Here is a 24467-nt window from a genome sequence, read left to right on the forward strand (position 1 = left end):
GTGTTTTCAGTTCCATAACTGAAACAGGCTCGGCAGTGTTTATTTCTCCGGGAGGGGACTGGATATTCAGTTCCTGGTGTACTCTGACGCCGGGTATTGATGAAGCAATCCAGCCTCCCTGTTAAGTTGCACTAATTATATCGAATGCCTTCTGTTTGCTGCATGACAGGCTGATGACATCTTTGTCATATTATCTTTTTTGAGCGACCTGATTCATTTTATCCAGTCTTGGCACGGATAAAATGAACCGTGTCGAGCGTATATCCGATTCCACGTTTACCTTACCATGATGGGCTTCCACAATTGACTTCACAATCGCAAGACCGATGCCGCTGCCTTCACCTTTTCGTTGTCTGGAAGGGTCCACCCGGTAAAAACGATCAAACAGCCGTGGTAAATGTTCCTCCGGGATGGGTTTTCCCGGATTTTCTACCATAAGATAAAAGCAACTTTCCTGTTCTCTTACTGAAACAGTGATTGCCTGTGCCTCCGGCGTATAGCGCAGGGCATTGGACAGAAGATTGCTGATAGCTCTTCTGAACATCTGAGGATCACCCTCGACCAGACAGGGGTTGCCATAAAACTTCAGCGTGATATTGCGCTCCTCCGCCCAGGCTTCAAAGAAATCAAAGACCTTCATGACTTCGGCACTCAAATCAAACATAACCCGTTCAGGGATCAGCTGGTTATTGTCTGCCTGCGCCAGGAACAGCATATCGCTGACCATTTTGGTCATCCGGTTGTACTCTTCAAGACTGGAATAGAGAACATCCTCGAGTTCCTTCTGCGATCGGTTCTGACTCAGTGCGATTTCCGTTTGCGTCACCAGGTTAGTAATGGGCGTTCTGATTTCGTGCGCAATATCGGCAGAGAAATTGGCCTGACGGGTAAAGACATCTTCAATCTTCCCAATCATATGGTTGAACGAGATAACCAGCTGCTCCAGCTCAATAGGTACGCGGGCCGGCTCCAGCCGCGCATCGAGATTCTCGGAAGTGATATTTTTGATGACATTGCTGACATTGCGAAGGGGCAGATGCCCCTGGCGGACAGCAATTCGAATGATCAGAATAATCAGCAGGCTTATCACGGCAGCAATTACAATCAGATTCTTTTTCAGCGCATCGAGGTAATGGAGATGGAAATTAATGGAGAGGCCAGTCAGCATGACATAGTTCTGCTGTTTGCCCTGAAATATCGCCTGACCAGAGGAGGCGATAATTCTGTATGTTTCCATCTTCATTCCGGACCCGGTATCCATCGGTCCCGCAGGATCCTCCACCGTCCAGAGAAAGACATCACGTGCACGGCTATGCTCGCTAAAATCGGCTGAATTCACAGCAGAGCGTAAAGCAGCCCCCTGCACAGAGCTGTACAGCACCTCTCCCCGGGGATTAAGTAGCAAAAGAGCAACGTTACGGTAGCTGGCGATCGATTCCTTTATTTTGCTTATTTTCTTTTCATCCGGATCAACCGGAGACTGCAGGATACGGTTTAGTGTGGTGCTGATTTGTTGCAGATCGCTGACATCCTGCTCGGCAAAATGCTTATCAACAGAATGCAGCATAAACCAGGTGAAGGCGATAAACGCCAGTATTGTGGACAGGCTGATAAAAAAGGTCAGCCGCAGAGCGAGTGAGAAAGGTCGTCTGGACGGTTTGCTATGCATCCGGGATCTCCAGCATGTAGCCCACGCCCCGCACTGTCTGGATCAGTTTTGTCTCGTAATCGTTGTCAATTTTAGCGCGGAGTCGCTTTACTGCGACATCAATCGCGTTAGTGTCGCTGTCAAAATTCATGTCCCAGACCTGGGAGGCAATCAGGGAGCGGGGTAACACTTCTCCCTGATGGCGAATGAAGAATTCCAGCAGGCTGAACTCTTTACTGGTGAGCACAATGCGGTTCCCGCCGCGGCTGACTTTTCTGGATACGAGATCAACCGAGAGGTCAGCCACTTTAAGCTGGCTTTCCGTGATCATCGTGTTTCCCCGCCTGAGGAGGGTTCTTACCCGGGCGAGCAGTTCAGCAAACGCAAAGGGCTTCACCAGATAATCATCCGCACCCAGCTCAAGTCCTTTGACCCTGTGTTCAATCGTGCCAAGGGCCGTCAGCAGTAATACCGGCATCCCCTTTCCGGCACTGCGCAGCATACGGATGATATCCCAGCCGTTTACATCAGGCAGCATGATATCCAGGATGACTAAATCATACTCGGCTGTCATGGCAAGATGATATCCGGTCAGACCATTATCAGCGTGATCCACGACGAACCCCGCCTCTGTCAGCCCCTTGCTGAGATATTCACCTGTTTTAATTTCGTCTTCAACGATTAATATTTTCATCATGCTCCCCGGCTGGCTGCTAATGTCATTTTATTGCGCCCACGATCGTTATCAACGGATTACAGCAAAAATGACAACATTGTCATTATCCTGTCACCCGGCAAACAGAGAGCGTTCGGTAAAGTATCCCTATCAATACTCTGGACTTCGTTTGAACCATTTACCAGGTCTGCCTGTACGAGAAGCGTTATGTTCAAATTAAAATTACTTAGCATCAGTACCATATTCATCCTGGCAGGTTGTGTTTCTCTGGCACCTGAATATCAGCGTCCGCCAGCTCCGGTTCCCCAGCAGTTTTCATTGTCTAAAAACAGTCTGACGCCTGCGGTAAACAGCTATCAGGATACGGGCTGGCGAAACTTTTTTGTCGATCCCCAGGTCAGCAGGCTGATCGGTGAAGCCCTGAATAATAACCGTGATTTGAGAATGGCTGCCCTGAAGGTTGAAGAGGCCCGGGCCCAGTTCAACGTCACGGATGCAGATCGTTATCCCCAACTGAATGCCTCATCCGGGATCACATACAGCGGTGGTCTGAAAGGTGACAAGCCGACCACACAGGAGTACGACGCAGGTCTGGAGCTCAGCTATGAGCTCGATTTTTTTGGCAAACTTAAGAACATGAGTGAGGCTGATCGCCAGAACTACTTTGCCAGCGAAGAAGCCCGTCGTGCCGTACACATCCTGCTGGTCTCCAACGTTTCACAGAGCTATTTCAGCCAGCAACTGGCGTACGAACAACTCCGTATTGCGCGGGAAACGCTGAAAAATTATGAACAGTCTTATGCATTCGTTGAGCAACAACTGGTGACCGGGAGTACGAACGTTCTGGCGCTTGAACAAGCCAGGGGGCAAATCGAAAGTACCCGCGCCGAAATAGCCAAACGAGAAGGCGATCTGGCTCAGGCAAACAATGCCCTGCAACTGGTGCTGGGAACGTACCGCGCAGTTCCGTCAGAAAAAGGGATGAAAGACGGGGATATCGCCCCAGTAAAACTGCCACCAAATCTGTCCTCGCAAATTTTACTACAACGCCCGGATATCATGGAAGCGGAATACCAGCTAAAAGCGGCTGATGCCAATATTGGCGCAGCGCGAGCGGCCTTTTTCCCGTCCATTACCCTGACCAGTGGCCTTTCCGCAAGCAGTACGGAGTTGTCCAGCCTCTTTACGTCAGGAAGCGGAATGTGGAATTTTATCCCTAAAATTGAAATTCCTATTTTCAATGCCGGCAGAAACAAAGCCAATCTGAAGCTGGCTGAAATTCGCCAGCAACAGTCAGTGGTTAATTACGAACAAAAAATTCAGTCGGCCTTTAAGGATGTTTCCGACACGCTTGCACTGCGCGATAGTCTTAGCCAGCAACTCGAGGCACAGCAGCGTTATCTTGATTCACTTCAGATAACCCTCCAGCGGGCCCGGGGATTATATTCAAGTGGTGCAGTCAGTTACATCGAAGTGCTGGATGCAGAGCGCTCGCTGTTCACTACGCAGCAAGCCATTCTCGACCTTACCTATTCCCGACAGGTTAACGAAATTAATCTGTTCACCGCACTGGGTGGCGGTTGGGTAGAGTAAATTTATTCAATTAATCAGGAAATTAAAAATGCGTAACTCACTTAAAGCCGTTTTATTTGGTGCTGTCTCTGTCATGTTTTCTGCCGGCCTTCATGCTGAAGCACATCAGCATGGTGATATGAACACTGCCAGTGATGCCTCGGTACAACAGGTTATCAAGGGCACCGGTGTCGTTAAAGACATTGATCTAAAAAGTAAAAAAATTACTATTTCTCACGAAGCCATCCCTGCAGTGGGCTGGCCTGCAATGACCATGCGTTTCACTTTTGTTAATGCTGATGTAAGTATCAAAGCGCTGAAAATTGGTAGCCATGTTGATTTTTCATTTATTCAGCAGGGCAATATCTCCTTGCTCAAAAGCATTAACGTTACGCAATCCTGATTAACAGTCCGGAGCGAATACATCCAGTGCGCCTGAACATTCATTATGGGATTACTGTGAATGAATAATCGGGCACATATGCCAGGTGTTTTGATTTTTCAGCGAGAAATAGTATGGCTTCTTTAAAGATAAAATATGCTGCAATAATTATCAGCAGCCTCATAGCAGGAGGGCTGATATCAGTTACTGCCTGGCAGTATTTAAACTCATCACAAAAAACAGTACCAGCAGAACAAAAGGCACCGGAGAAAAAGGTACTTTTCTGGTATGACCCGATGAAACCGGATACCAAATTTGATAAACCCGGAAAATCGCCTTTTATGGATATGGACCTTGTGCCGAAATATGCTGATGAAAGCGGCGAAAAAAGCAGTGGCGGGATCCGTATTGATCCAACGCAGGTTCAGAACCTGGGATTAAAAACGCAAAAGGTCACGCGGGGAATGCTGAATTATTCTCAGACCATCCCGGCTAATGTCAGTTACAACGAGTATCAGTTTGTCATTGTGCAGGCGCGCTCTGACGGATTTGTCGAAAAAGTGTATCCCCTGACGATTGGCGATCATGTGAAGAAAGGCACTCCGCTTATCGATATCACCATTCCTGAATGGGTTGAGGCACAAAGTGAGTATCTCCTATTATCCGGTACAGGTGGAACGCCAACGCAAACCAGAGGCGTTCTTGAACGTCTTCGCCTGGCCGGTATGCCGGAAGAGGATATTCAAAGGCTGCGTTCAACCCGCACAATCCAGACCCGTTTTACCATTAAAGCACCTATTGATGGTGTCATTACTGCATTTGACCTGCGCACCGGCATGAATATTTCGAAAGATAAGGTGGTGGCTCAGATTCAGGGGATGGACCCGGTCTGGATCAGCGCTGCAGTGCCAGAATCTATCGCCTATCTGCTGAAAGATACGTCGCAGTTTGAAATTTCGGTACCGGCTTATCCGGATAAAACATTCCATGTCGAAAAATGGAACATTCTTCCCAGCGTGGATCAGACAACCCGCACGCTTCAGGTCCGTCTCCAGGTTTCTAATAAGGATGAGTTTCTCAAGCCGGGCATGAATGCCTATCTCAAACTGAATACCCAAAGCCAGGAGATGCTGCTGATACCAAGCCAGGCCGTTATCGATACCGGCAAAGAACAGCGCGTGATTACTGTTGATGATGAAGGCAAGTTTGTGCCGAAACAGATCCACGTTCTGCATGAATCACAGCAACAGTCCGGCATTAGCTCCGGCCTTAATGAAGGCGATACCGTGGTGGTCAGTGGCCTGTTCCTCATTGACTCCGAAGCCAATATTACGGGCGCGCTGGAACGTATGCGCCACCCTGAAAAAACAGAAAACAGTATGCCAGCCATGTCTGAGCAGCCTGTAAATATGCATTCAGGGCACTGAGGAGACGACGATGATTGAATGGATTATCCGGCGCTCTGTCGCCAACCGTTTCCTGGTCATGATGGGTGCCCTGTTTCTCAGCATCTGGGGAACGTGGACGATTATTAACACACCGGTGGATGCCCTGCCTGACCTGTCAGATGTGCAGGTCATTATTAAAACCAGTTATCCAGGACAGGCTCCACAGATTGTAGAGAACCAGGTCACCTATCCGCTTACCACCACTATGCTGTCCGTACCTGGCGCAAAAACCGTTCGCGGATTTTCTCAGTTTGGTGATTCGTATGTGTATGTCATTTTTGAAGACGGAACCGACCTGTACTGGGCCCGTTCACGAGTGCTGGAATACCTGAATCAGGTTCAGGGAAAACTTCCTGCAGGTGTGAGCTCCGAAATTGGACCTGATGCCACGGGGGTGGGCTGGATATTTGAATATGCTCTGGTCGATAAAAGCGGAAAACACGATATTTCAGAACTTCGCTCCCTACAGGACTGGTTCCTGAAATATGAACTGAAGACTATCCCCAATGTCGCAGAGGTAGCATCCGTTGGTGGTGTGGTTAAGCAGTATCAGATCCAGGTTAATCCAGAAAAACTAGCACAGTATGGTGTCAGTCTTCCCGAAGTTAAACAGGCTCTTGGCTCGTCTAATCAGGAGGCCGGTGGTTCATCCGTTGAAATGGCAGAAGCAGAGTACATGGTCCGGGCCAGCGGGTATCTTCAGTCTATTGATGATTTTAATAATATCGTCCTGAAAACGGGCGAGAACGGTGTGCCGGTTTATCTGCGTGATGTCGCTCGCGTACAGATCGGGCCGGAAATGCGACGCGGGATAGCAGAGCTGAACGGTCAGGGAGAAGTTGCCGGCGGCGTGGTGATCCTGCGGTCGGGTAAAAATGCGCGTGAAGTTATCACTGCAGTAAAGGACAAACTGGAAACGCTGAAGGCCAGCCTGCCTGAGGGGGTCGAAATCGTGACCACCTACGATCGCAGCCAGTTAATCGACCGGTCAATTGACAATCTGAGTCATAAACTCCTCGAAGAGTTTATCGTTGTTGCAATCGTCTGTGCTCTGTTCCTCTGGCATGTCCGCTCTGCACTGGTAGCAATTATTTCTCTGCCACTTGGCCTGTGTATCGCCTTTATCGTCATGCACTTCCAGGGACTGAACGCCAATATTATGTCGTTGGGAGGGATAGCGATTGCCGTCGGCGCGATGGTGGATGCCGCCATTGTGATGATTGAAAATGCGCATAAACGGCTTGAGGAATGGGATCACCAGCATCCGGGTGAGCAGATTGACAACGCCACCCGCTGGAAAGTAATTACCGACGCCTCTGTGGAAGTGGGACCCGCACTCTTTATCAGCCTGCTGATCATCACCCTGTCCTTTATTCCTATCTTTACCCTGGAAGGTCAGGAGGGACGCCTGTTTGGTCCGTTAGCATTCACGAAAACGTACTCCATGGCGGGAGCGGCCGCGCTGGCCATCATCGTTATTCCGATCCTGATGGGATTCTGGATACGGGGGAAAATTCCTGCCGAGACCAGTAACCCCCTGAACCGGGTGCTAATCAAAGCGTATCATCCATTGCTGCTGCGGGTTCTCCACTGGCCAAAAACAACGCTACTGGTTGCAGTTTTATCCATCTTCACGGTTATTTGGCCCCTGAGTAAGGTTGGCGGCGAGTTTCTGCCGAAAATCAATGAGGGTGATCTGCTGTATATGCCATCAACCTTGCCTGGTGTGTCTCCGGCTGAGGCCGCTGAGCTCTTACAGACCACGGACAAGTTAATCAAATCAGTACCAGAAGTGGCCTCTGTTTTTGGCAAGACCGGTAAGGCTGAGACTGCAACGGACTCCGCACCACTCGAAATGGTGGAAACCACTATTCAACTGAAACCAGAGGATCAGTGGCGGCCCGGTATGACGATTGACAAGATTATTGATGAACTTGACAAAACAGTACGTTTACCTGGTCTGGCTAATCTCTGGGTTCCGCCAATCCGTAACCGTATTGATATGCTCTCTACCGGAATCAAAAGTCCAATCGGTATAAAGGTTTCAGGAACTGTTCTTTCTGATATTGATGCAACAGCTCAGGATATTGAATCTGTAGCCAAAACAGTACCGGGTGTGGTTTCGGCTCTGGCAGAACGTCTGGAGGGCGGACGCTACATTGATATCGATATCAACCGGGAAAAAGCGTCCCGTTACGGTATGACGGTTGGTGATGTACAACTGTTTGTCTCCTCAGCTATAGGAGGAGCGATGGTCGGTGAAACCGTTGAAGGAGTGGCCCGATACCCGATCAATATCCGTTACCCACAGGATTACCGGAATAGCCCTCTGGCTCTGAAACAAATGCCAATCCTGACGCCAATGAAGCAACAAATCACGCTGGGTGATGTCGCTGACGTTAAAGTGGTTTCCGGACCAACCATGCTGAAAACAGAAAATGCCCGACCAGCCAGCTGGATATATATCGATGCGCGAGACAGGGATATGGTGTCGGTGGTCAATGACATTAAGACGGCTATCAGTCAGAAAGTGAAACTGAAACCGGGTACCAGCGTGTCATTCTCCGGACAATTTGAACTACTTGAGCATGCCAACAAGAAACTGAAGTTGATGGTGCCGATGACGGTGATGATCATTTTCATTCTGTTGTATCTGGCGTTCCGCCGGGTTGATGAAGCGTTGCTGATCCTGATGAGTCTGCCGTTCGCCCTGGTTGGCGGGATATGGTTCCTGTACTGGCAAGGCTTCCATATGTCAGTCGCAACCGGAACCGGGTTTATCGCCCTGGCCGGTGTGGCGGCAGAGTTTGGCGTGGTCATGCTCATGTATCTGCGTCATGCCATTGAAGCGCATCCGGAATTGTCAAGCAAAGAGACGTTCACACCGGAAGGTCTTGATGAAGCCCTTTATCATGGTGCCGTGCTGCGTGTCCGGCCGAAAGCCATGACCGTGGCGGTGATCATCGCGGGTCTGCTGCCAATACTCTGGGGTACCGGCGCAGGTTCAGAAGTCATGAGCCGTATCGCGGCCCCCATGATTGGCGGGATGATCACAGCTCCGCTGCTGTCCCTGTTCATTATTCCTGCCGCCTATAAACTCATCTGGCTGCGCAGACATAAAAAGAGCGTGTCATAACCCTGAAAGGGCACCCCTGCGGGTGTCCTTTTGCATAAATTCACCCTGACGTCAGGGTTTATATCGATAACATACAGAGGTGAGTATGAAAAAAATAATTTTAATGACCCTGGCTTTTGGCCTTTCACTTCCGGCAATGGCAGGTGAAAAAGTAATAGACATGTACAAGTCTGAAAACTGTGGTTGCTGTTCCCTGTGGGGCAAGGCGATGGAAAAGGACGGGTTTGAGGTACGGACCCACGTCATGGATGATCAGGCTCTGTCAGCCCTGAAAGAAAAATATGCTGTTCCTGCTGAGCTGAGAAGCTGTCACACCGCAGTTACTGGTAATTTGATCATTGAAGGTCATGTGCCTGCAGCCACGATACATAAGGCAATGCAGTCTGGTTCAGGGATTTATGGCCTTGCCACCCCCGGCATGCCTGCGGGAAGCCCGGGAATGGAGATGGGGGCCCGTAAAGAGGCTTACGATGTTATCGCATTCTCTCCGGAGGGCAGTAAAAAAGTCTTCCAGCGAATCGAATAGTCAGCGGAACGGCTGATAACGGGACGCCGGTAGCAGGCACTCCTGTGCCGGCGACATTCGTGGTAATCGCATCCATGACATACCCTGAATACAGAAGACGCTTCAGGTTTGCATAAGGAGAGTTACTGTGAAAAATGACAATGCAGTGCAACACAATAACCAGACTGCTTCTGAACAGACATTATCCCCGGACGAGAGTCACGTATTGCATAAGGTGAGAGATCCCGTGTGCGGGATGGCATTCCTGCCCGATAAGGCGCACAGCAGCATTCGATACCAGGAGCATCAGCTTTATTTCTGCTCCGCCAGCTGTGAGAGCAAATTTACAGCTCATCCCGATCATTATCTTACCGAAGATGCCGGTGAACATTCCCATCACCACCATCACCACCATCACCACGAGGTCATCCCTGATCAGATAAAACAGCCTCACCACCAGGCGGAGAACGATATTTCTGAAGGTGTGTGGACATGCCCGATGCACCCGGAGATACGCCGTCGTGGTCCCGGAAGCTGTCCTGTCTGTGGAATGGCACTGGAACCACTCGTAGCCACGGCATCCACGGGGCCGAGTGATGAACTTCGCGACATGACAAGACGCTTCTGGCTGGGGTTGTTGCTGGCGTTTCCGGTTCTGATACTCGAAATGGGATCTCATCTGTTTCCCGCCTTGAGAAATACAGTATCGCCACAGTACAACACATGGCTGCAGCTGCTTCTGGCCTCTCCTGTCGTGTTGTGGTGTGGCTGGCCATTTTTCGCCCGGGCCGGGATGTCGTTACGTAACCGTTCCCTGAATATGTTTACCCTTGTTGCTATGGGGACCGGCGTAGCCTGGGTTTACAGCGTCATTGCAACTGTCTTCCCCTCCTGGTTTCCTGCATCGTTCAGAAACATGGATGGCCTGGTGGCCGTTTATTTTGAAGCCGCGGCAGTAATTACGGTGCTTGTACTGCTGGGACAGGTTCTTGAGCTGCGGGCACGGGAACAAACCTCAGGTGCCATTACTGCGCTTCTGAACCTTGCCCCCAAAACCGCCAGGCGGCTGGACCATGACGGTCATGAAACGGATATTAATGCGGAAGATGTCCTGCCTGGCGATAAGCTCCGCATCAGACCTGGGGAGAGTATTCCGGTCGACGGTATCGTGGTCGAAGGCACAACAACCGTTGATGAATCGATGGTGACCGGGGAGTCTATGCCGGTTACCAAAACGGAGGGTGCCCCTGTCATTGGGGGGACGATTAATCAGACAGGTAGTCTTATCATCCGTGCAGAGAAAGTCGGTGATGAAACGATGCTCTCACGAATTGTTCAGATGGTCGCTGATGCACAGCGTTCGCGAGCCCCCATCCAGAGAATGGCTGACAGCGTTTCAGGCTGGTTTGTTCCTCTGGTGATACTTATCGCGGTTGTTGCTTTCGTGATCTGGTCTGTCTGGGGGCCCGAACCCAGGATGGCGCACGGTCTCATTGCGGCTGTGTCGGTCCTGATTATTGCCTGTCCCTGCGCGCTGGGGCTGGCCACGCCGATGTCGATAATGGTGGGGGTGGGCAAAGGAGCCCAGGCCGGGGTGTTAATCAAAAATGCCGAAGCCCTTGAGCGTCTTGAAAAAGTGGACACGCTGGTTGTCGACAAAACAGGCACGCTCACGGAAGGTTCGCCTACGGTGACAGGAATTATCAGTCTCAGTCCGGGTGGGGAAGCCTCTCTTTTGCGTGTAACGGCCGCAGTGGAAAAAGGCTCGCAGCATCCGCTGGGTATGGCAGTCGTCAGAGCAGCACAGGAAAAGGGGATCGCAATACCCGCAGTCACTCATTTCGATGCGCCGTCGGGTAAAGGTGTCACAGGCGATGTCGAAGGTCAACGGATTGTTATTGGTAATGAACTGGTTATGCAGGAAAACAGTATCGTTATTGATAATCAAAAGGCCGTTGCGGATACGTTGCGGATGGAAGGCGCTACCGTTATCTATGTGGCCACGGACGGGGACCTTGCAGGCCTGATAGCTATTTCGGATCCCGTGAAAGCAACCACGCCGGATGCACTTAAAGCGTTGCGTCAGGCGGGGATCCGCATTGTTATGCTCACCGGGGATAACCAGCTAACAGCTGAAGCCGTCGCACGAAAACTGGGAATAGAGGATGTTGAAGCCGGGATTCTGCCGGATGGCAAAAAAGCAGTGATAACCCGACTGAAAGCGTCTGGCCATGTGGTTGCGATGGCCGGAGACGGTGTGAATGATGCCCCGGCGCTGGCAGCGGCTGACGTGGGTATAGCCATGGGAACGGGTACAGATGTGGCAATTGAAAGTGCCGGAGTCACCCTTCTCAAAGGCGACCTGATGATACTGAACAGGGCCCGTCATCTGTCAGAGATCACCATGAAAAATATCCGACAGAATCTGTTTTTTGCATTTATCTACAACGCACTTGGTGTGCCTGTGGCTGCAGGCCTGCTTTATCCTGTGTATGGAATACTGCTGTCGCCAGTTATTGCGGCGGCGGCCATGGCTCTTTCTTCCGTCAGCGTCATTGTGAATGCGTTGCGTCTGAAAAGTGTCAGGCTCGGGAAATAACACTGAGTGAAGGGGTTGTTATGAACAGAAGGAGTCCAGTATGAAAAGTACCACCTATGCGCTTATTGCTGTCGCCGCGATCGCGGCATTTGCCCTCCTGCGCGAACACTGGTCACATGTGGCAGGTTACTGGCCATATCTTTTATTGCTGGTCTGCCCGCTAATGCATCTTTTCCACGGCCACGGAGGGCATGGAGATCATCAACATCACGGAAGTGGAAACGATAAAAAAAATTAATCCGGCAGACGGGGCCGCGTCGCGGTCCCGTTATCAGTCCAGGTATCGTTCGTAGTCTCTGGCATGCGCAAAGGCATGCTGTTCGAGTTTGTTATCAGCGGGTGCCGCTGCCCGGAACGCCAGTGAGTTAACAGGATTGTTATTGATGATTAGCTCGTAATGCAGATGAGGACCGGATGAACGTCCGCTGTTACCGGATAACGCAATAGCACCTCCCCGGGTAACTCTGGCCCCTTTAGTAACGAGTATTTTATTGAGGTGGAGATAGCGAGTTTTAACACCGGCTTTTCCCGTGACTTCAACAAAATATCCCATAGTACTGTTGTATTCGGCCCGGGTGATTTTTCCGTCGATGACGCTGACTATTTTCGTGTTCATGGGCATGGAATAATCAATGCCATTATGGGGACTCACTTTCCCCGATACCGGGTTAAGTCGTGCCGGATTAAAAGGTGAACTGAGTCTTGCTGTGGCCGGTAACGGATAATCGAGACTGGCTTTCCCGGAAGTATCGGAAAGATTATAGAACTTTTTATCTGATATACGATACGCCGTGTAATTAAATGAACCAGATGTAAATTTATAGGCCACTACACGTGATTTTCCCGCTTTTTTTTGCAGTACGAGTTTTAATGATTCATTCTTTTGTAAGTGCCGCAGATCGAACCGGGAAGGCAAAGAGCGCTGAAGGATAGCGATCTCGCTCGATTCCAGCCCAGAGCGGGTGGCTGAAAGGTAAGCATTTTCTTTTACGACATCGGTAGAATACATTTACTGGAATTCGCCGTTAGCATGAACACTGCGGCGTATGCTAGGGGTTTTCAGGAGGCGTGTCATCTGCCAGTTAATCGGGAGCACCGTTGATGGTCGTCATTTTTGTAACATATCTTGTTTCCCGTTTGCTCCTGAAGCTCTGGGAAGTGTATGACCAGTCCGGCGGTGATGATTAACGGGTCTGAAACAGGTTACGGCAGAGCAATATGAAGCTCATGTCCTGCGACGTAACCCGTCAGTGAAACCCTGCTGCGCACCTGACGCTAAGCGCTAACCCACCTGCCTTTACCTGGACGAATACAGCCCACGAAGCTTTCTTGCCTGCGTCTGATGAGCTTCCGCAGCGGCATTATTGACCTGCTCATGCACGAGGGCAGCTTTCTCTCCGGCATTCAGTTCGTTAAAAGAAGAAGATGATGTCTCTGAATTTGCATCACTCCCGGACAGCATTTTTTTATGTTCCTCAATCATTTTTTGATGTGCATAGGACGCGCTGTTGTTCATAAATGAATGCGCAACAATGGCCCTTTCATGTTCATTCATTTCAGAGAATGATGGCGAGCTGTTTTTATTAATCCTGCCCGGCAAGTTTTCATGCGTCGAGGAATTAACATGACTGACGGCTGAGGCATTATTCACGAATCGATGTGCTTCATGGGCAATATCACTGGACTTGGCAAAAACTGCCCCACAAAATAAAGCTGCAAACGCAGTGGTAGTGATTAATATATTCATGTGTGATTACCTTCTTAGGTACATAAAAGATGTCATCACGATCATATACAAAAATAATCAACCTGTGGTGAAGATGACGTAAATGTAATACAGCTACGTACATTACACGATTGTAATGAATTTGTTTCTTAAGGTGTGCTAGCTTCATTTCATTGTAAGAGGATGAACCAGAAATTTAATTTAAATCGGTTCTCGAACTTTGTCAGTAACCATACTTTAAATAAGGGAACGCGCATGCTGTTGAAAACGTCTCGACGAACTTTCCTGAAGGGATTAACCCTCTCTGGCGTAGCCGGAAGTCTTGGCGTATGGAGTTTCAATGCGCGTTCCAGTCTGAGCCTGCCAGTTGCCGCATCCCTGCAGGGTACTCAGTTTGACCTGACCATTGGTGAAACGGCCGTCAATATCACTGGCAGTGAGCGTCAGGCCAAAACAATCAATGGAGGCCTGCCGGGGCCCGTACTTCGCTGGAAAGAAGGTGACACCATTACCCTGAAGGTCAAGAACCGTCTTAATGAACAGACGTCCATTCATTGGCACGGCATTATTCTTCCAGCCAATATGGATGGTGTTCCGGGGCTGAGTTTTAGGGGCATAGAGCCTGATGATACCTACGTTTACACCTTTAAGGTTAAGCAGAACGGGACTTACTGGTACCACAGCCATTCCGGTCTGCAGGAACAGGAGGGGGTATACGGTGCCATTATCATCGATGCCAGGGAGCCGGAACCGTTTGCTTACGATCGTGAGCACGTGGTCATGTTGTCTGACTGGACCGATGAAAATCCTCACAGTCTTCTGAAAAAATTAAAAAAACAGTCGGATTACTACAATTTCAATAAACCAACCATTGGCTCTTTTTTCCGCGACGTGAATACCAGGGGGCTGTCAGCCACTATTGCCGATCGGAAAATGTGGGCTGAAATGAAAATGAATCCGACTGACCTCGCGGATGTCAGTGGCTACACCTACACCTATCTCATGAACGGTCAGGCCCCGCTGAAAAACTGGACCGGGCTGTTCCGTCCCGGTGAAAAGATACGCTTACGGTTTATCAACGGTTCGGCAATGACCTATTTCGATATCCGCATCCCCGGGCTGAAAATGACGGTCGTGGCTGCAGACGGCCAGTATGTAAACCCGGTTACCGTTGACGAATTCAGGATTGCCGTTGCCGAAACCTATGATGTCATTGTGGAGCCTCAGGGTGAGGCCTATACCATCTTCGCACAATCCATGGACAGGACCGGCTACGCTCGGGGGACACTGGCCACGAGAGAGGGGTTAAGTGCTGCCGTTCCCGCCCTGGATCCACGTCCTCTGTTGACCATGGAAGATATGGGTATGGGAGGAATGGGGCATGATATGGCAGGAATGGACCACAGCCAGATGGGTGGCATGAATAACAGCGGAGAGATGATGTCTATGGACGGTGCTGAGCTTGCGGATAGCGGGACATCCTCCGCGCCCATGGATCACAGCAGCATGACTGGTATGGATCATTCCCAGATGGCCGGAATGCCGGGTATGCAAAGTCATCCTGCGTCAGAAACGGGTAACCCACTGGTTGATATGCAGGCGATGAGCGTCTCTCCGAAATTAAACGATCCGGGTATTGGTCTTCGAAATAACGGAAGAAAGGTTCTCACGTACGCGGATTTGAAAAGCCGCTTTGAGGATCCTGACGGACGTGAACCTGGCCGCACCATAGAACTGCATTTAACCGGTCACATGGAAAAGTTTGCCTGGTCATTTAACGGAATCAAGTTTTCAGATGCCACACCGGTGCTGCTGAAATACGGTGAGCGACTCAGGATCACTCTGGTCAACGATACCATGATGACTCACCCCATTCACCTGCATGGTATGTGGAGCGATCTGGAAGATGAAAACGGTAATTTCATGGTTCGTAAACACACAATAGATATTCCCCCTGGTACAAAACGCAGTTACAGAGTGACAGCAGATGCGCTTGGCCGCTGGGCGTATCACTGCCATTTGCTCTATCACATGGAAATGGGAATGTTTCGTGAAGTCCGGGTGGAGGAATGATGCGAATGAAGAGAAGTTTTAAGGCCATAACTGTTCTGGTCGCTGGTTTGTTTACCTCACCGTTTTCTATTGCGGCGGGCTCCGTCTCTGCAGATCCTCATGCCGGGCACGACATGTCTTCCATGCAGATGCCGGTAGATGAGAATTTCACTGAGATGACGTCAATGGAGCCCATTGTAACTGAGAGCAGAACGCCAATTCCGCCTGTTACCGATGCCGACCGGAAGGCTGCATTCGGCAATTTACCGGGGCATGCGATTCACGACAGTGCGATTAATTATCTGGTCTTGCTGGATCAACTGGAATGGCAACGGTCGGATAACACCAATAATTTCAGCTGGAGTGTTAACAGCTGGATTGGCGGCGACACTGACCGGCTCTGGCTAAAGAGTGAAGGCGAACGAAGCGGGGGGAAAACGGAGACGGCAGAAGCCCAGCTACTCTGGGGGCATGCGGTTGGCCCCTGGTGGGATTTGGTTGCGGGTGTAAGACAGGATTTTAGACCTGCTTCAGCCCAGACCTGGGCTGCTGTCGGTTTTCAGGGGCTCGCGCTCTATAATTTTGAGTCTGAAATTACGGCTTTTGTCAGTAATGACGGAAAAGCAGCCCTCCGTCTGGGGGGAGAATACGACGTTTTACTGACTAACCGGCTCATACTCCAGCCATCCTATGAGGTAAATCTCTACAGTCAGGATGATGAATCGCGGGAGCGCGGCAGAGGATTAGCTGACACAGAGCTGGGCCTTCGGCTGCGCTACGAAATACGCCGTGAGTTTGCACCCTATATAGGCGTCTCCTGGAATCAGCTTTACGGGAAAACGTCCGATATGGCGAAAAGAGAGGGTGAGAAAGACCATCAGGTAGTATTCCTGGCGGGAGCCAGAATCTGGTTTTAATGCGTTGACTTAAAACACTAAATTAAACAGGTAAATAATATGTCGATTTTACATAAAGCCATTCTTACAGGTGGCCTGGTTATGGGCGTCGCTTTTTCTGCTATGGCCCATCCGGAATTAAAAAGCTCTGTGCCACAGGCTGATTCGGCCGTAGCGGCCCCGGATAAGATTCAGCTTAATTTCTCGGAAGATCTGACCGTGAAATTCTCAGGTGCAAAATTAACGATGACGGGTATGAAAGGTATGTCATCACATTCTCCGATGCCGGTCGCGGCAAAAGTGGCACCAGGCGCTGACCCTAAATCGATGGTCATTATTCCGCGAGAACCTTTACCCGCTGGCACTTATCGTGTTGACTGGCGCGCGGTTTCTTCAGATACGCACCCTATTACCGGTAATTACACCTTTACAGTGAAGTAATATTATGAACGACCTGATGATGATTGTTATTCGTTTTCTTCTTTATCTTGATTTGATGGTAATATTTGGATTGCCATTTTTTCAGATATATGGATTAAGTGGTGTCAGACATGAAACGTATAACCTGACTAATTTCAGGTCGTTTATAACCTTTGCTGTTGTTGCAGGCATCATTCTTACTGGCATTAATATGATCCTGGTATCTAATGCCATGAGCGGAGTAACTGATCTCAGGGAATTATCCATCCATATTATCGAGATGGTTATAGAAGAAACTGATGTAGGTATTAGCTGGATTGTCAGACTCTGTGCACTGTTTACCACTCTCGGTGCTTTGTTCCTTTACACTAACAAGAGACTATTGTCCTGCCTGCTGATGACGATGAGTGGGGGCGTGGCGCTGGCTACACTTGCCTGGGGAGGACACGCCGTCATGCATGACGGTCTGCATTACTATCTCCATTTACTGAGCGATCTGACTCATCTCGGCGCTGCAGGTGCCTGGACAGGTGCTCTGGTTGCATTTGCTATCCTGCTGATGCGCAGAAACGCGCATAATGCACAGAGCGTCATTGTGATATCTGACTCCCTGGCAAAATTTGCCACGGCAGGTACGGTGATTGTTGTAGCCCTGATCCTGAGTGCGATGGTCAACTATCTGTATATTGCTGAAGGTAACTTAACCCCCTTATTCAACAGCTCCTGGGGGGGAATATTGCTTGCTAAGACGGCTCTGTTTGTTCTGATGCTTCTTCTGGCTGCAGCAAACCGGTTTCACCTGGGTCCCCGGCTTGAAGTTATGGTCAGGGAAGGGAATTATGATCGCAGCGTTGCCCTGATGCGAAACAGCATCCTGACAGAATTCGTTGTTGCGATTATCATTCTGGGCGCCGTAGCGTGGCTCGGAATGCTTGCTCCGTCTCAGGTCAGCTAAGGGACAACCAACGCTCACGCGTGAGATTTTTACTTTTATATCAGCGAGTTGACCATGCAGCGTATTTTAATCGTTGAAGACGAACAAAAAACAGGTCGTTACCTGCAGCAGGGACTGGTTGAGGAAGGCTATCAGGCCGATCTCTTTAATAATGGCCGCGATGGTCTTGGGGCCGCGTCGAAGGGACAGTATGATTTGATAATACTGGACGTGATGCTGCCTTTCCTCGACGGGTGGCAAATCATCAGCGCACTGAGGAAGTCCGGGCACGAAGAACCGGTCCTGTTTTTAACCGCAAAAGACAACGTGCGGGACAAAGTGAAAGGACTGGAGCTTGGTGCAGATGACTACCTGATTAAGCCCTTCGATTTTACGGAGCTGGTTGCACGTGTAAGAACCTTACTGCGCCGGGCACGCTCGCAGGCTGCAACGGTTTGTACTATCGCCGATATGACCGTTGATATGGTGCGCCGGACCGTGATCCGTTCGGGGAAGAAAATCCATCTCACCGGTAAAGAATACGTTCTGCTTGAGTTGCTGCTGCAACGCACCGGAGAAGTGTTACCCAGGAGTCTTATCTCATCCCAGGTCTGGAATATGAACTTTGACAGTGATACGAATGTGATTGATGTCGCCGTGAGACGCCTGAGAAGTAAAATTGATGATGACTTTGAGCCAAAACTGATCCATACCGTTCGCGGTGCCGGATATGTCCTGGAGATCAGAGAAGAGTGAGGTTCAAAATTTCCCTGACCACACGCCTGAGCCTGATTTTTTCTGCAGTGATGCTTACGGTATGGTGGTTATCAAGTTTTATCCTGATTAGCACCCTTAATGGCTATTTCGATAATCAGGATCGCGATTTTCTGACAGGTAAACTTCAGCTCACCGAAGAATTTCTCAAAACAGAGACGTTCAGGTACAAAACGGATATTAAGTCATTATCAGAAAAAATAAACGATGCGATGGTGGGGCACAATGGTTTATTCATTTCTATAAAAAACATGGCAAATGAAAAAATTGTGGAGCTGTATGCCAAAAATTCTGTTGTTCCAGCGGTCCTGCTAAATAAGTCGGGGGATATTCTCGACTATATGATCCAGACGGAAGAAAATAACACCGTGTACCGCAGTATCTCGCGGCGGGTTGCCGTGACGCCGGAACAGGGTAAAAGCAAACATTTCATCGTTACGGTTGCCACGGATACCGGGTATCACACCCTGTTTATGGATAAGCTCAGTACCTGGCTGTTCTGGTTCAATATCGGTCTGGTTTTTATTTCTGTTTTTCTGGGCTGGCTGACCACACGCATTGGTCTGAAACCGTTACGGGAAATGACCAGTCTGGCTTCCTCAATGACCGTACACAGCCTGGATCAGCGTCTTAATCCCGATCTGGCTCCGCCGGAAATCTCAGAGACCATGCAGGAATTCAATAACATGTTCGATCGCCTGGAGGGTTCATTCCGGAAACTGTCAGATTTCTCGTCTGACATCGCGCATGAACTGCGCACACCGGTCAGTAATCTGATGATGCAGACGCAGTTTGCACTGGCTAAGGAAAGGGATGTTTCGCATTACCGTGAAATTTTATTCGCTAACCTGGAAGAACTGAAAAGGTTGTCCCGAATGACCAGTGACATGCTTTTTCTGGCACGTTCAGAGCATGGTCTGCTGCAGCTGGATAAACATGATGTGGATCTGGCCGCCGAACTGAATGAATTACGTGAGTTATTCGAGCCCCTGGCTGACGAAACAGGAAAGACAATCATGGTTGAAGGAGAGGGTGTTGTTGCCGGAGACAGCGATATGCTGCGACGTGCTTTCAGTAACCTGCTTTCCAATGCAATCAAGTATTCTCCCGATAACACCTGTACAGCGATACGCCTTGAGCGTGACAGTGACTGTGTGAACGTGATGATTACAAATACAATGTCTGGCCCGGTTCCCGCTAATCTGGAACGTTTGTTTGATCGGTTCTATCGTGCAGACTCATCGAGGGTCCACAACACAGAAGGCGCGGGTCTGGGATTGTCAATTACGAGGTCGATCATTCACGCTCATGGCGGCGACCTGTCAGCAGTACAGCAGGGGCGGGAAATTGTATTCAATGTACATCTGTTAAGAGGTTAATACCGTTATTCAGAAAAAATATGGAAGGTGACAAAAATGTCATCATTCAGTCACGCGAGAAACAGAGACGGTTTTTTATAATCTTTCATAAATCAGGAGCAGGGTGATAACGCAATCACCGGGTTCCTGGAGTGATGAATAACCCGCCCTGAGATCAAATGCTTTCTCTGTTATAAGCCGTTTTGATTGTTTGAGGATGAAAACACCGGAGACCCAACCATGAAAAAGATCCTTGTATCATTTGCTGCCATTATGGCTGTCACTTCAACCGCCATGGCTGCAGAGACAATGAACATGCATGACCAGGTAAATAATGCCCAGGCACCTGCTCATCAGATGCAGTCAACCGCTGAAAAAAGCGCTATTCAGGGAGACAGTATGACGATGATGGATATGAGTGGGCACGATCAGGCTGCCATGTCCCATGAAATGATGCAAAACGGCAACGCTTCTGCCCACCAGGGCATGGCGGAAATGCATAAAAAAATGATGAAAGGAAAATCAGGAGCCACCAACGAAACAGCAAAGTCATTTTCTGAAATGAACGAACATGAAAAAGCCGCTGTTGTGCATGAAAAGGCGAATAATGGTCAGTCTTCCGTTGTTCACCAGCAGCAGGCTGATAAGCATCGCAGTCAGACCACCCAGAATTAACCCGCAGCTCCACTTGTCAGACCCTCATTTGACGCCGAAGTCACTGGCTTACGCTCCTGATAGGGAGCGTTTTTTTAAACTAAATGGAAGAGTATATCTGTGTATGACTAATCGTAGTCTGCGGTCCGGTACAAAATAAATGAGAGACGGACTAAATTTAACATAAGATAGATTGCATGCACTAACAAATTGATTTTAAAGACAATAAAAATTCTCTTAGCTTGTGCATTATCTCCAGGGCTCATGGCTTGACGTATCCTGAGACTGACTGAGAATACGGATGATCGTGATTGCAGAAGATGATGGTATACCTTGCCGGAATACCGGCACTGGCGAACGCAGACCATCAGTTGAAGATCTCCACCTCCCAGGGTTACCAGGGCGCACTGAAACGTTGGGTGACCTGCAGTCACGCCGGCATGCTGGAAACGCTCAACACAAACTTTACCGCGCTGAACATCAGTCTGGCCGGAAGTCTGGTAGACCAACTGGTGGCCAGTCGCGTTGACATGAATGATAAAAAAGAGAAGGAACGCATGCTTAAAAGCCCCCTGCTCTGGCAGAAAAACACCCTGTATGCCGTCGCTATTAGTAATTAAAAGTGGAGGTCAGTTAATTTATAACGGGCAGGGGAATTACCCGAGAGAATTTGCACAGCGCATCTGTGTAATACAAATAATTACACAAAAAATGGTACCTTCCTCCCCACCTCAGGATACCGATCTTGTTGTTCCTGCCGGGTCGTGTTTTTTTTATTCAGCAACAGGAGTGCAGCATGAAAGTCAACATCAGCATGGAAGACCTGTTCGGCGACAGCCTCAGAGAGATGCGGGAGCGGGATAAAAAGTCTTTACCTAAACCAGAATGGTTCTCCAGGATTGAGACTGACCTGGACACCTTTATGCATACCCATATGACGAAGTATCCTTTTACGTCCTTTGAGGCCATCCCCCGTGACGAGTCGGGCCTCACGTACCCGGATTTTGAGGACCTGCAGTTTTATCCACCGCATCTGCTTCGCCATCAGCCGACGAAGATTGTTGAAGTCGACGGACTGGCCTTTCTCAGCGTTCTTGGTGACGGTGCATTCTGCATCGACCCGCGCAGGTGGCACAGAATCAAAACCTACATAGCGAAAGGCACAGTTGAATACCCGCAGGTTTCAGACAATCACTCTGGCGTATCGGACGGCCGCCATCGCACACTGTTGCTGATGCAACTGTACAACCGCAGAACAATCCCGGTCGTCGTCCCAGAAAGCCATTACGGGACGTTTATGGCTGAAGCGAAAAAAATGGGTGCGATTTGACGCAACAAGTTCACGCAGGTCGTCAGAGAGAAAGACGCCCGCCCCGGCGGCCAGCGGCTCAGATACTGAAAAAGGATATCAGGATTGTCCTTCAGGAAACACGTCCGGTTTCCGCGCGCCGTTCCGTACACGCTGTGTGTGTAATCGGTCAGCAGCAGAATGATATCCACATAAGTGTCTATAAACATGATCGTTTATATAAGGGGTTTGACGGTCAATGATGTAAAAAACCACGCCAAGACGATAACTTTCTGTTTTTAATGAATTAACATAAGCCTCTGTGTTAGTGAGGTTTTTCCTGATGATACCCTTGATAAACTAAGTCACAGTCCCCATATTATTAATGGGAATATAACTAATAATTGCGGGGGGATTTATGGCTAGAGATTTAAATATTTTTATTAGTCATTCGTGGGGGAGTCACGACGAATTACTACGACTGCGTAACCTTCTAAATGCAAGACCCTATTTTAGGGCTGAATTCTCTGAAGTTAGCAAAGATATACCTATTAATTCAGTGAATGCTGATTACATCAAAAGAGTTCTTGGCGAAAAAATTCGCAACAGTAATGTATTACTTGCTATAGCTGGAATCTATGCAAGCCATAGTACTTGGATGGAGTGGGAGATGGACACCGCAATTAGACATGGAGTTCCCGTTATTGGTGTTATTCCACATGGTGCATCAAGAGTATCTCAGGTTGTAGCTAATCGTTCTGTCGAACAGGTTCGGTGGAGCACAGAAAGTATTGTTGATGCTATTCGTCGACGTGCCAAATAATACAATAAGGGGAACTTTACAGTTCCCTTTGTCAGATTTTATACAATTCGTCTCGCTTGCCATTGTGTATGTTCCCGTGAAAATGCTGTCTCAGCATCACGAATAAAATCTAAAAAATCTTTTTCGCTAGAAATATAATAAGATTGCTCTTTTATTAGACCAATTTCATGTGCTGTAAGGGCATACGATGCCGAAAGTTCATTATACTTTTTAATTTGCACCCAGCCTATGAGAGCAGAAATTATTGTTGTAATTAGCTCTGTTGGTAACGAGGTAGATTGACTTGGTTCTTTAGCAAGGTATGCTGTCATAGCAAGGGATAAAACATAGAGAATCAGTATAGCCACCGCCCACCCCTTACCAATCCTTTTGTTGAATAGAGATTTTTTAGCATACCATGTCCGTTGATCTTCAATTCTTTGTTCTACGTAAAGATCTCTTCTTTGTTCATAGCTCATTTTTCTAATAGTTTTTAAACAAATGCTGAATTGGTCTCCTTCAAGATTATTTAGCGCTTTTGTCTGAATCGCATATTTACTATCTTTTAAGATATTTTTTAAGTATTCAACATATTGTTTTGCATTATGTGTTTCTTCATCGCCATTAAAAGGCTCCGCTTTCATTGCAAATTTCCATGTTGTGGTTTTTATTGATTCGGTAACCGCTCTATATTTATACCATTTTTGTTCAAAATTTATAACATTCCTAACTAGTAGCAATATAATCAATAAGATGAATAATGCTAAATTAGTAATGTATTTCCCATCGTAAGATAAAGATGAGTTAACAGCAGTGAATATTAGCAATGCATATTCTGCTCTCACTCCATTTAAAAAATACCACTGATTTTTTGCTGAGCGCTCATTAGTAATTTCATATAGATGAGGGTATTGAATATTCATAATGCATTTCCATTTTTTATGCGGATTGTGTTTGTTTTTTCAATCTAAAATATGTTGCCCGAGATATTCCTGTTTTTTCATATATCATTTTGAATGATTCACCTTGTTTTATAAGAAATTGTGCAGTTGTCGTTTTAGGGTGTGGCTTTCGTCCAAATTTGACGCCAGAAGCCATTGCAGCAATCCGTCCGTCATTGGTTCGCTCCAGAATGCGCTCGCGCTCTGCTTCAGCAACAGCGGCCAGGATCTGAATGACCATTTTCCCCATCGTACCTTCCGTACTGAGGCCGTTTTCCAGAAACCGGATGGCGATCCCCTTTTTATAGCAGGCGTCAACGATATGGATCATATCAGCCGTGTTGCGTCCGAGGCGGTCCATTTTGGTACAGATGATGATGTCATCTTTTTCAGCACGGCCAAGCAGTCGTTGCAGTCCTTCACGCTCGTCAGTGGCCCCGGTCATCATGTCGGTAAAAATCCGGTCTTCACGCACACCGGCACTTTTCAGTTCAGCCACCTGGAGCGTCAGCTTCTGGTGGCTGGTTGATACCCTGGCATAGCCCAGTAACGCCATTTCAGTCTCACAAATCGTTTTTGATACAAAGTGGTATCATAATGTATAAATTACGATTTCTGATACCCTTTTCCGCTTTGGTTTTGACGGGTATCAAATA

23 protein-coding genes are annotated in these 24467 nt (G+C 48.6%); 17 read left to right on the forward strand and 6 right to left on the reverse strand.

Translation table 11 applies throughout. The annotated features are described in order from the left end of the window. Positions 1 to 190: 190 nt before the first annotated feature. Together ACOXYR_RS00430 and silR are read right to left on the reverse strand one after the other, a co-directional pair. A complete protein-coding gene (locus tag ACOXYR_RS00430; protein ID WP_415728475.1) occupies positions 191 to 1669 on the reverse strand; it encodes a Cu(+)/Ag(+) sensor histidine kinase in 1479 nt (492 codons plus the stop codon). Next, a complete protein-coding gene (gene silR, locus ACOXYR_RS00435) occupies positions 1662 to 2342 on the reverse strand; it encodes a copper/silver response regulator transcription factor SilR (protein ID WP_202039884.1) in 681 nt (226 codons plus the stop codon). The genes ACOXYR_RS00430 and silR overlap by 8 nt, the downstream gene beginning before the upstream one ends. A gap of 189 nt (positions 2343 to 2531) precedes the next feature. Here silR and silC point away from each other — a divergent pair, with 189 nt between their 5' ends. The 7 genes from silC to ACOXYR_RS00470 all read left to right on the forward strand — a co-directional run bounded on the left by silC (position 2532) and on the right by ACOXYR_RS00470 (position 12204). Further along, positions 2532 to 3917: a Cu(+)/Ag(+) efflux RND transporter outer membrane channel SilC gene (gene silC / locus ACOXYR_RS00440; protein WP_241177199.1), complete on the forward strand. Its 1386-nt coding sequence runs from the start codon at positions 2532 to 2534 to the stop codon at positions 3915 to 3917. Positions 3918 to 3945: 28 nt separating this feature from the next. Then, on the forward strand, positions 3946 to 4299 hold the full coding sequence (cusF, locus tag ACOXYR_RS00445; protein WP_202039873.1) for a cation efflux system protein CusF: 354 nt from the start codon (positions 3946 to 3948) through the stop codon (positions 4297 to 4299). Between the two features lie 113 nt (positions 4300 to 4412). Next, positions 4413 to 5705 (forward strand): Cu(+)/Ag(+) efflux RND transporter periplasmic adaptor subunit SilB, encoded by a 1293-nt coding sequence (silB, locus tag ACOXYR_RS00450; RefSeq protein WP_202039872.1) that lies wholly within the window; start codon positions 4413 to 4415, stop codon positions 5703 to 5705. 10 nt (positions 5706 to 5715) lie between these two features. Further along, positions 5716 to 8862 carry a Cu(+)/Ag(+) efflux RND transporter permease subunit SilA gene (gene silA, locus ACOXYR_RS00455; RefSeq protein WP_202039871.1) on the forward strand — a complete coding sequence of 1049 codons (3147 nt, stop codon included), beginning with the start codon at positions 5716 to 5718 and terminating at the stop codon, positions 8860 to 8862. 85 nt (positions 8863 to 8947) lie between these two features. Next, on the forward strand, positions 8948 to 9388 hold the full coding sequence (locus ACOXYR_RS00460; protein ID WP_202039870.1) for a DUF411 domain-containing protein: 441 nt from the start codon (positions 8948 to 8950) through the stop codon (positions 9386 to 9388). 127 nt (positions 9389 to 9515) lie between these two features. Further along, positions 9516 to 11966, forward strand: a complete 2451-nt coding sequence (silP, locus tag ACOXYR_RS00465; RefSeq protein WP_415728477.1) for an Ag(+)-translocating P-type ATPase SilP — start codon at positions 9516 to 9518, stop codon at positions 11964 to 11966. A gap of 40 nt (positions 11967 to 12006) precedes the next feature. Beyond that, the gene (locus ACOXYR_RS00470; protein WP_275257706.1) at positions 12007 to 12204 is read left to right on the forward strand and encodes a DUF2933 domain-containing protein; all 198 of its coding nucleotides are present in this window, start codon (positions 12007 to 12009) and stop codon (positions 12202 to 12204) included. A gap of 33 nt (positions 12205 to 12237) precedes the next feature. On the opposite strand, the gene ACOXYR_RS00475 is transcribed toward ACOXYR_RS00470, so the two are convergent. Further along, positions 12238 to 12975: a peptidoglycan DD-metalloendopeptidase family protein gene (locus ACOXYR_RS00475; protein WP_415728478.1), complete on the reverse strand. Its 738-nt coding sequence runs from the start codon at positions 12973 to 12975 to the stop codon at positions 12238 to 12240. Positions 12976 to 13263: 288 nt separating this feature from the next. Continuing rightward, positions 13264 to 13713, reverse strand: coding sequence for a copper resistance protein (locus tag ACOXYR_RS00480; RefSeq protein WP_350437423.1), 450 nt, complete (start codon positions 13711 to 13713; stop codon positions 13264 to 13266). A 234-nt stretch (positions 13714 to 13947) separates the two neighbouring features. Here ACOXYR_RS00480 and pcoA point away from each other — a divergent pair, with 234 nt between their 5' ends. The 10 genes from pcoA to ACOXYR_RS00530 all read left to right on the forward strand — a co-directional run bounded on the left by pcoA (position 13948) and on the right by ACOXYR_RS00530 (position 22891). After that, on the forward strand, positions 13948 to 15765 hold the full coding sequence (gene pcoA / locus ACOXYR_RS00485) for a multicopper oxidase PcoA (RefSeq protein WP_415728480.1): 1818 nt from the start codon (positions 13948 to 13950) through the stop codon (positions 15763 to 15765). 5 nt (positions 15766 to 15770) lie between these two features. Beyond that, positions 15771 to 16661 (forward strand): copper resistance protein B, encoded by an 891-nt coding sequence (locus tag ACOXYR_RS00490; protein WP_072199631.1) that lies wholly within the window; start codon positions 15771 to 15773, stop codon positions 16659 to 16661. A 39-nt stretch (positions 16662 to 16700) separates the two neighbouring features. Next, entirely contained in the window at positions 16701 to 17081 is a 381-nt protein-coding gene (gene pcoC / locus ACOXYR_RS00495; RefSeq protein WP_032662224.1) for a copper resistance system metallochaperone PcoC, read from the forward strand. A 55-nt stretch (positions 17082 to 17136) separates the two neighbouring features. Then, positions 17137 to 18015 (forward strand): copper resistance inner membrane protein PcoD, encoded by an 879-nt coding sequence (pcoD, locus tag ACOXYR_RS00500; protein ID WP_326929183.1) that lies wholly within the window; start codon positions 17137 to 17139, stop codon positions 18013 to 18015. Positions 18016 to 18069: 54 nt separating this feature from the next. After that, positions 18070 to 18750: a copper response regulator transcription factor PcoR gene (pcoR, locus tag ACOXYR_RS00505; protein WP_415728481.1), complete on the forward strand. Its 681-nt coding sequence runs from the start codon at positions 18070 to 18072 to the stop codon at positions 18748 to 18750. Continuing rightward, the gene (pcoS, locus tag ACOXYR_RS00510) at positions 18747 to 20147 is read left to right on the forward strand and encodes a copper resistance membrane spanning protein PcoS (RefSeq protein ID WP_415728482.1); all 1401 of its coding nucleotides are present in this window, start codon (positions 18747 to 18749) and stop codon (positions 20145 to 20147) included. The genes pcoR and pcoS overlap by 4 nt, the downstream gene beginning before the upstream one ends. Positions 20148 to 20366: 219 nt before the next feature. After that, positions 20367 to 20801 (forward strand): copper-binding protein, encoded by a 435-nt coding sequence (locus ACOXYR_RS00515; RefSeq protein ID WP_415728483.1) that lies wholly within the window; start codon positions 20367 to 20369, stop codon positions 20799 to 20801. Between the two features lie 299 nt (positions 20802 to 21100). After that, on the forward strand, positions 21101 to 21400 hold the full coding sequence (locus ACOXYR_RS00520) for a hypothetical protein (RefSeq protein WP_415728484.1): 300 nt from the start codon (positions 21101 to 21103) through the stop codon (positions 21398 to 21400). Between the two features lie 176 nt (positions 21401 to 21576). Beyond that, positions 21577 to 22110 carry a hypothetical protein gene (locus ACOXYR_RS00525; protein WP_421356174.1) on the forward strand — a complete coding sequence of 178 codons (534 nt, stop codon included), beginning with the start codon at positions 21577 to 21579 and terminating at the stop codon, positions 22108 to 22110. A 376-nt stretch (positions 22111 to 22486) separates the two neighbouring features. Then, positions 22487 to 22891 carry a TIR domain-containing protein gene (locus ACOXYR_RS00530; RefSeq protein ID WP_071846040.1) on the forward strand — a complete coding sequence of 135 codons (405 nt, stop codon included), beginning with the start codon at positions 22487 to 22489 and terminating at the stop codon, positions 22889 to 22891. Between the two features lie 38 nt (positions 22892 to 22929). On the opposite strand, the gene ACOXYR_RS00535 is transcribed toward ACOXYR_RS00530, so the two are convergent. Continuing rightward, a complete protein-coding gene (locus tag ACOXYR_RS00535; RefSeq protein WP_052432412.1) occupies positions 22930 to 23793 on the reverse strand; it encodes a DUF4231 domain-containing protein in 864 nt (287 codons plus the stop codon). Positions 23794 to 23809: 16 nt separating this feature from the next. After that, positions 23810 to 24367, reverse strand: a complete 558-nt coding sequence (locus tag ACOXYR_RS00540; RefSeq protein ID WP_042005136.1) for a recombinase family protein — start codon at positions 24365 to 24367, stop codon at positions 23810 to 23812. Positions 24368 to 24467: the final 100 nt, after the last annotated feature.

The organism is Pseudocitrobacter faecalis, assembly GCF_965231525.1.
GTDB classification, from domain to species: domain Bacteria; phylum Pseudomonadota; class Gammaproteobacteria; order Enterobacterales; family Enterobacteriaceae; genus Pseudocitrobacter; species Pseudocitrobacter faecalis.

Bases quoted from the DNA above. Each gene is read 5' to 3' on its own strand.
- ACOXYR_RS00430 (WP_415728475.1), bottom strand. From the start codon at position 1,669: ATGCATAGCAAACCGTCCAGACGACCTTTCTCACTCGCTCTGCGGCTG.
- silR (WP_202039884.1), bottom strand. From the start codon at position 2,342: ATGAAAATATTAATCGTTGAAGACGAAATTAAAACAGGTGAATATCTC.
- silC (WP_241177199.1), top strand. From the start codon at position 2,532: ATGTTCAAATTAAAATTACTTAGCATCAGTACCATATTCATCCTGGCA.
- cusF (WP_202039873.1), top strand. From the start codon at position 3,946: ATGCGTAACTCACTTAAAGCCGTTTTATTTGGTGCTGTCTCTGTCATG.
- silB (WP_202039872.1), top strand. From the start codon at position 4,413: ATGGCTTCTTTAAAGATAAAATATGCTGCAATAATTATCAGCAGCCTC.
- silA (WP_202039871.1), top strand. From the start codon at position 5,716: ATGATTGAATGGATTATCCGGCGCTCTGTCGCCAACCGTTTCCTGGTC.
- ACOXYR_RS00460 (WP_202039870.1), top strand. From the start codon at position 8,948: ATGAAAAAAATAATTTTAATGACCCTGGCTTTTGGCCTTTCACTTCCG.
- ACOXYR_RS00470 (WP_275257706.1), top strand. From the start codon at position 12,007: ATGAAAAGTACCACCTATGCGCTTATTGCTGTCGCCGCGATCGCGGCA.
- ACOXYR_RS00475 (WP_415728478.1), bottom strand. From the start codon at position 12,975: ATGTATTCTACCGATGTCGTAAAAGAAAATGCTTACCTTTCAGCCACC.
- ACOXYR_RS00480 (WP_350437423.1), bottom strand. From the start codon at position 13,713: ATGAATATATTAATCACTACCACTGCGTTTGCAGCTTTATTTTGTGGG.
- pcoA (WP_415728480.1), top strand. From the start codon at position 13,948: ATGCTGTTGAAAACGTCTCGACGAACTTTCCTGAAGGGATTAACCCTC.
- ACOXYR_RS00490 (WP_072199631.1), top strand. From the start codon at position 15,771: ATGAAGAGAAGTTTTAAGGCCATAACTGTTCTGGTCGCTGGTTTGTTT.
- pcoC (WP_032662224.1), top strand. From the start codon at position 16,701: ATGTCGATTTTACATAAAGCCATTCTTACAGGTGGCCTGGTTATGGGC.
- pcoD (WP_326929183.1), top strand. From the start codon at position 17,137: ATGGTAATATTTGGATTGCCATTTTTTCAGATATATGGATTAAGTGGT.
- pcoR (WP_415728481.1), top strand. From the start codon at position 18,070: ATGCAGCGTATTTTAATCGTTGAAGACGAACAAAAAACAGGTCGTTAC.
- ACOXYR_RS00515 (WP_415728483.1), top strand. From the start codon at position 20,367: ATGAAAAAGATCCTTGTATCATTTGCTGCCATTATGGCTGTCACTTCA.
- ACOXYR_RS00520 (WP_415728484.1), top strand. From the start codon at position 21,101: ATGATGGTATACCTTGCCGGAATACCGGCACTGGCGAACGCAGACCAT.
- ACOXYR_RS00525 (WP_421356174.1), top strand. From the start codon at position 21,577: ATGAAAGTCAACATCAGCATGGAAGACCTGTTCGGCGACAGCCTCAGA.
- ACOXYR_RS00530 (WP_071846040.1), top strand. From the start codon at position 22,487: ATGGCTAGAGATTTAAATATTTTTATTAGTCATTCGTGGGGGAGTCAC.
- ACOXYR_RS00535 (WP_052432412.1), bottom strand. From the start codon at position 23,793: ATGAATATTCAATACCCTCATCTATATGAAATTACTAATGAGCGCTCA.
- ACOXYR_RS00540 (WP_042005136.1), bottom strand. From the start codon at position 24,367: ATGGCGTTACTGGGCTATGCCAGGGTATCAACCAGCCACCAGAAGCTG.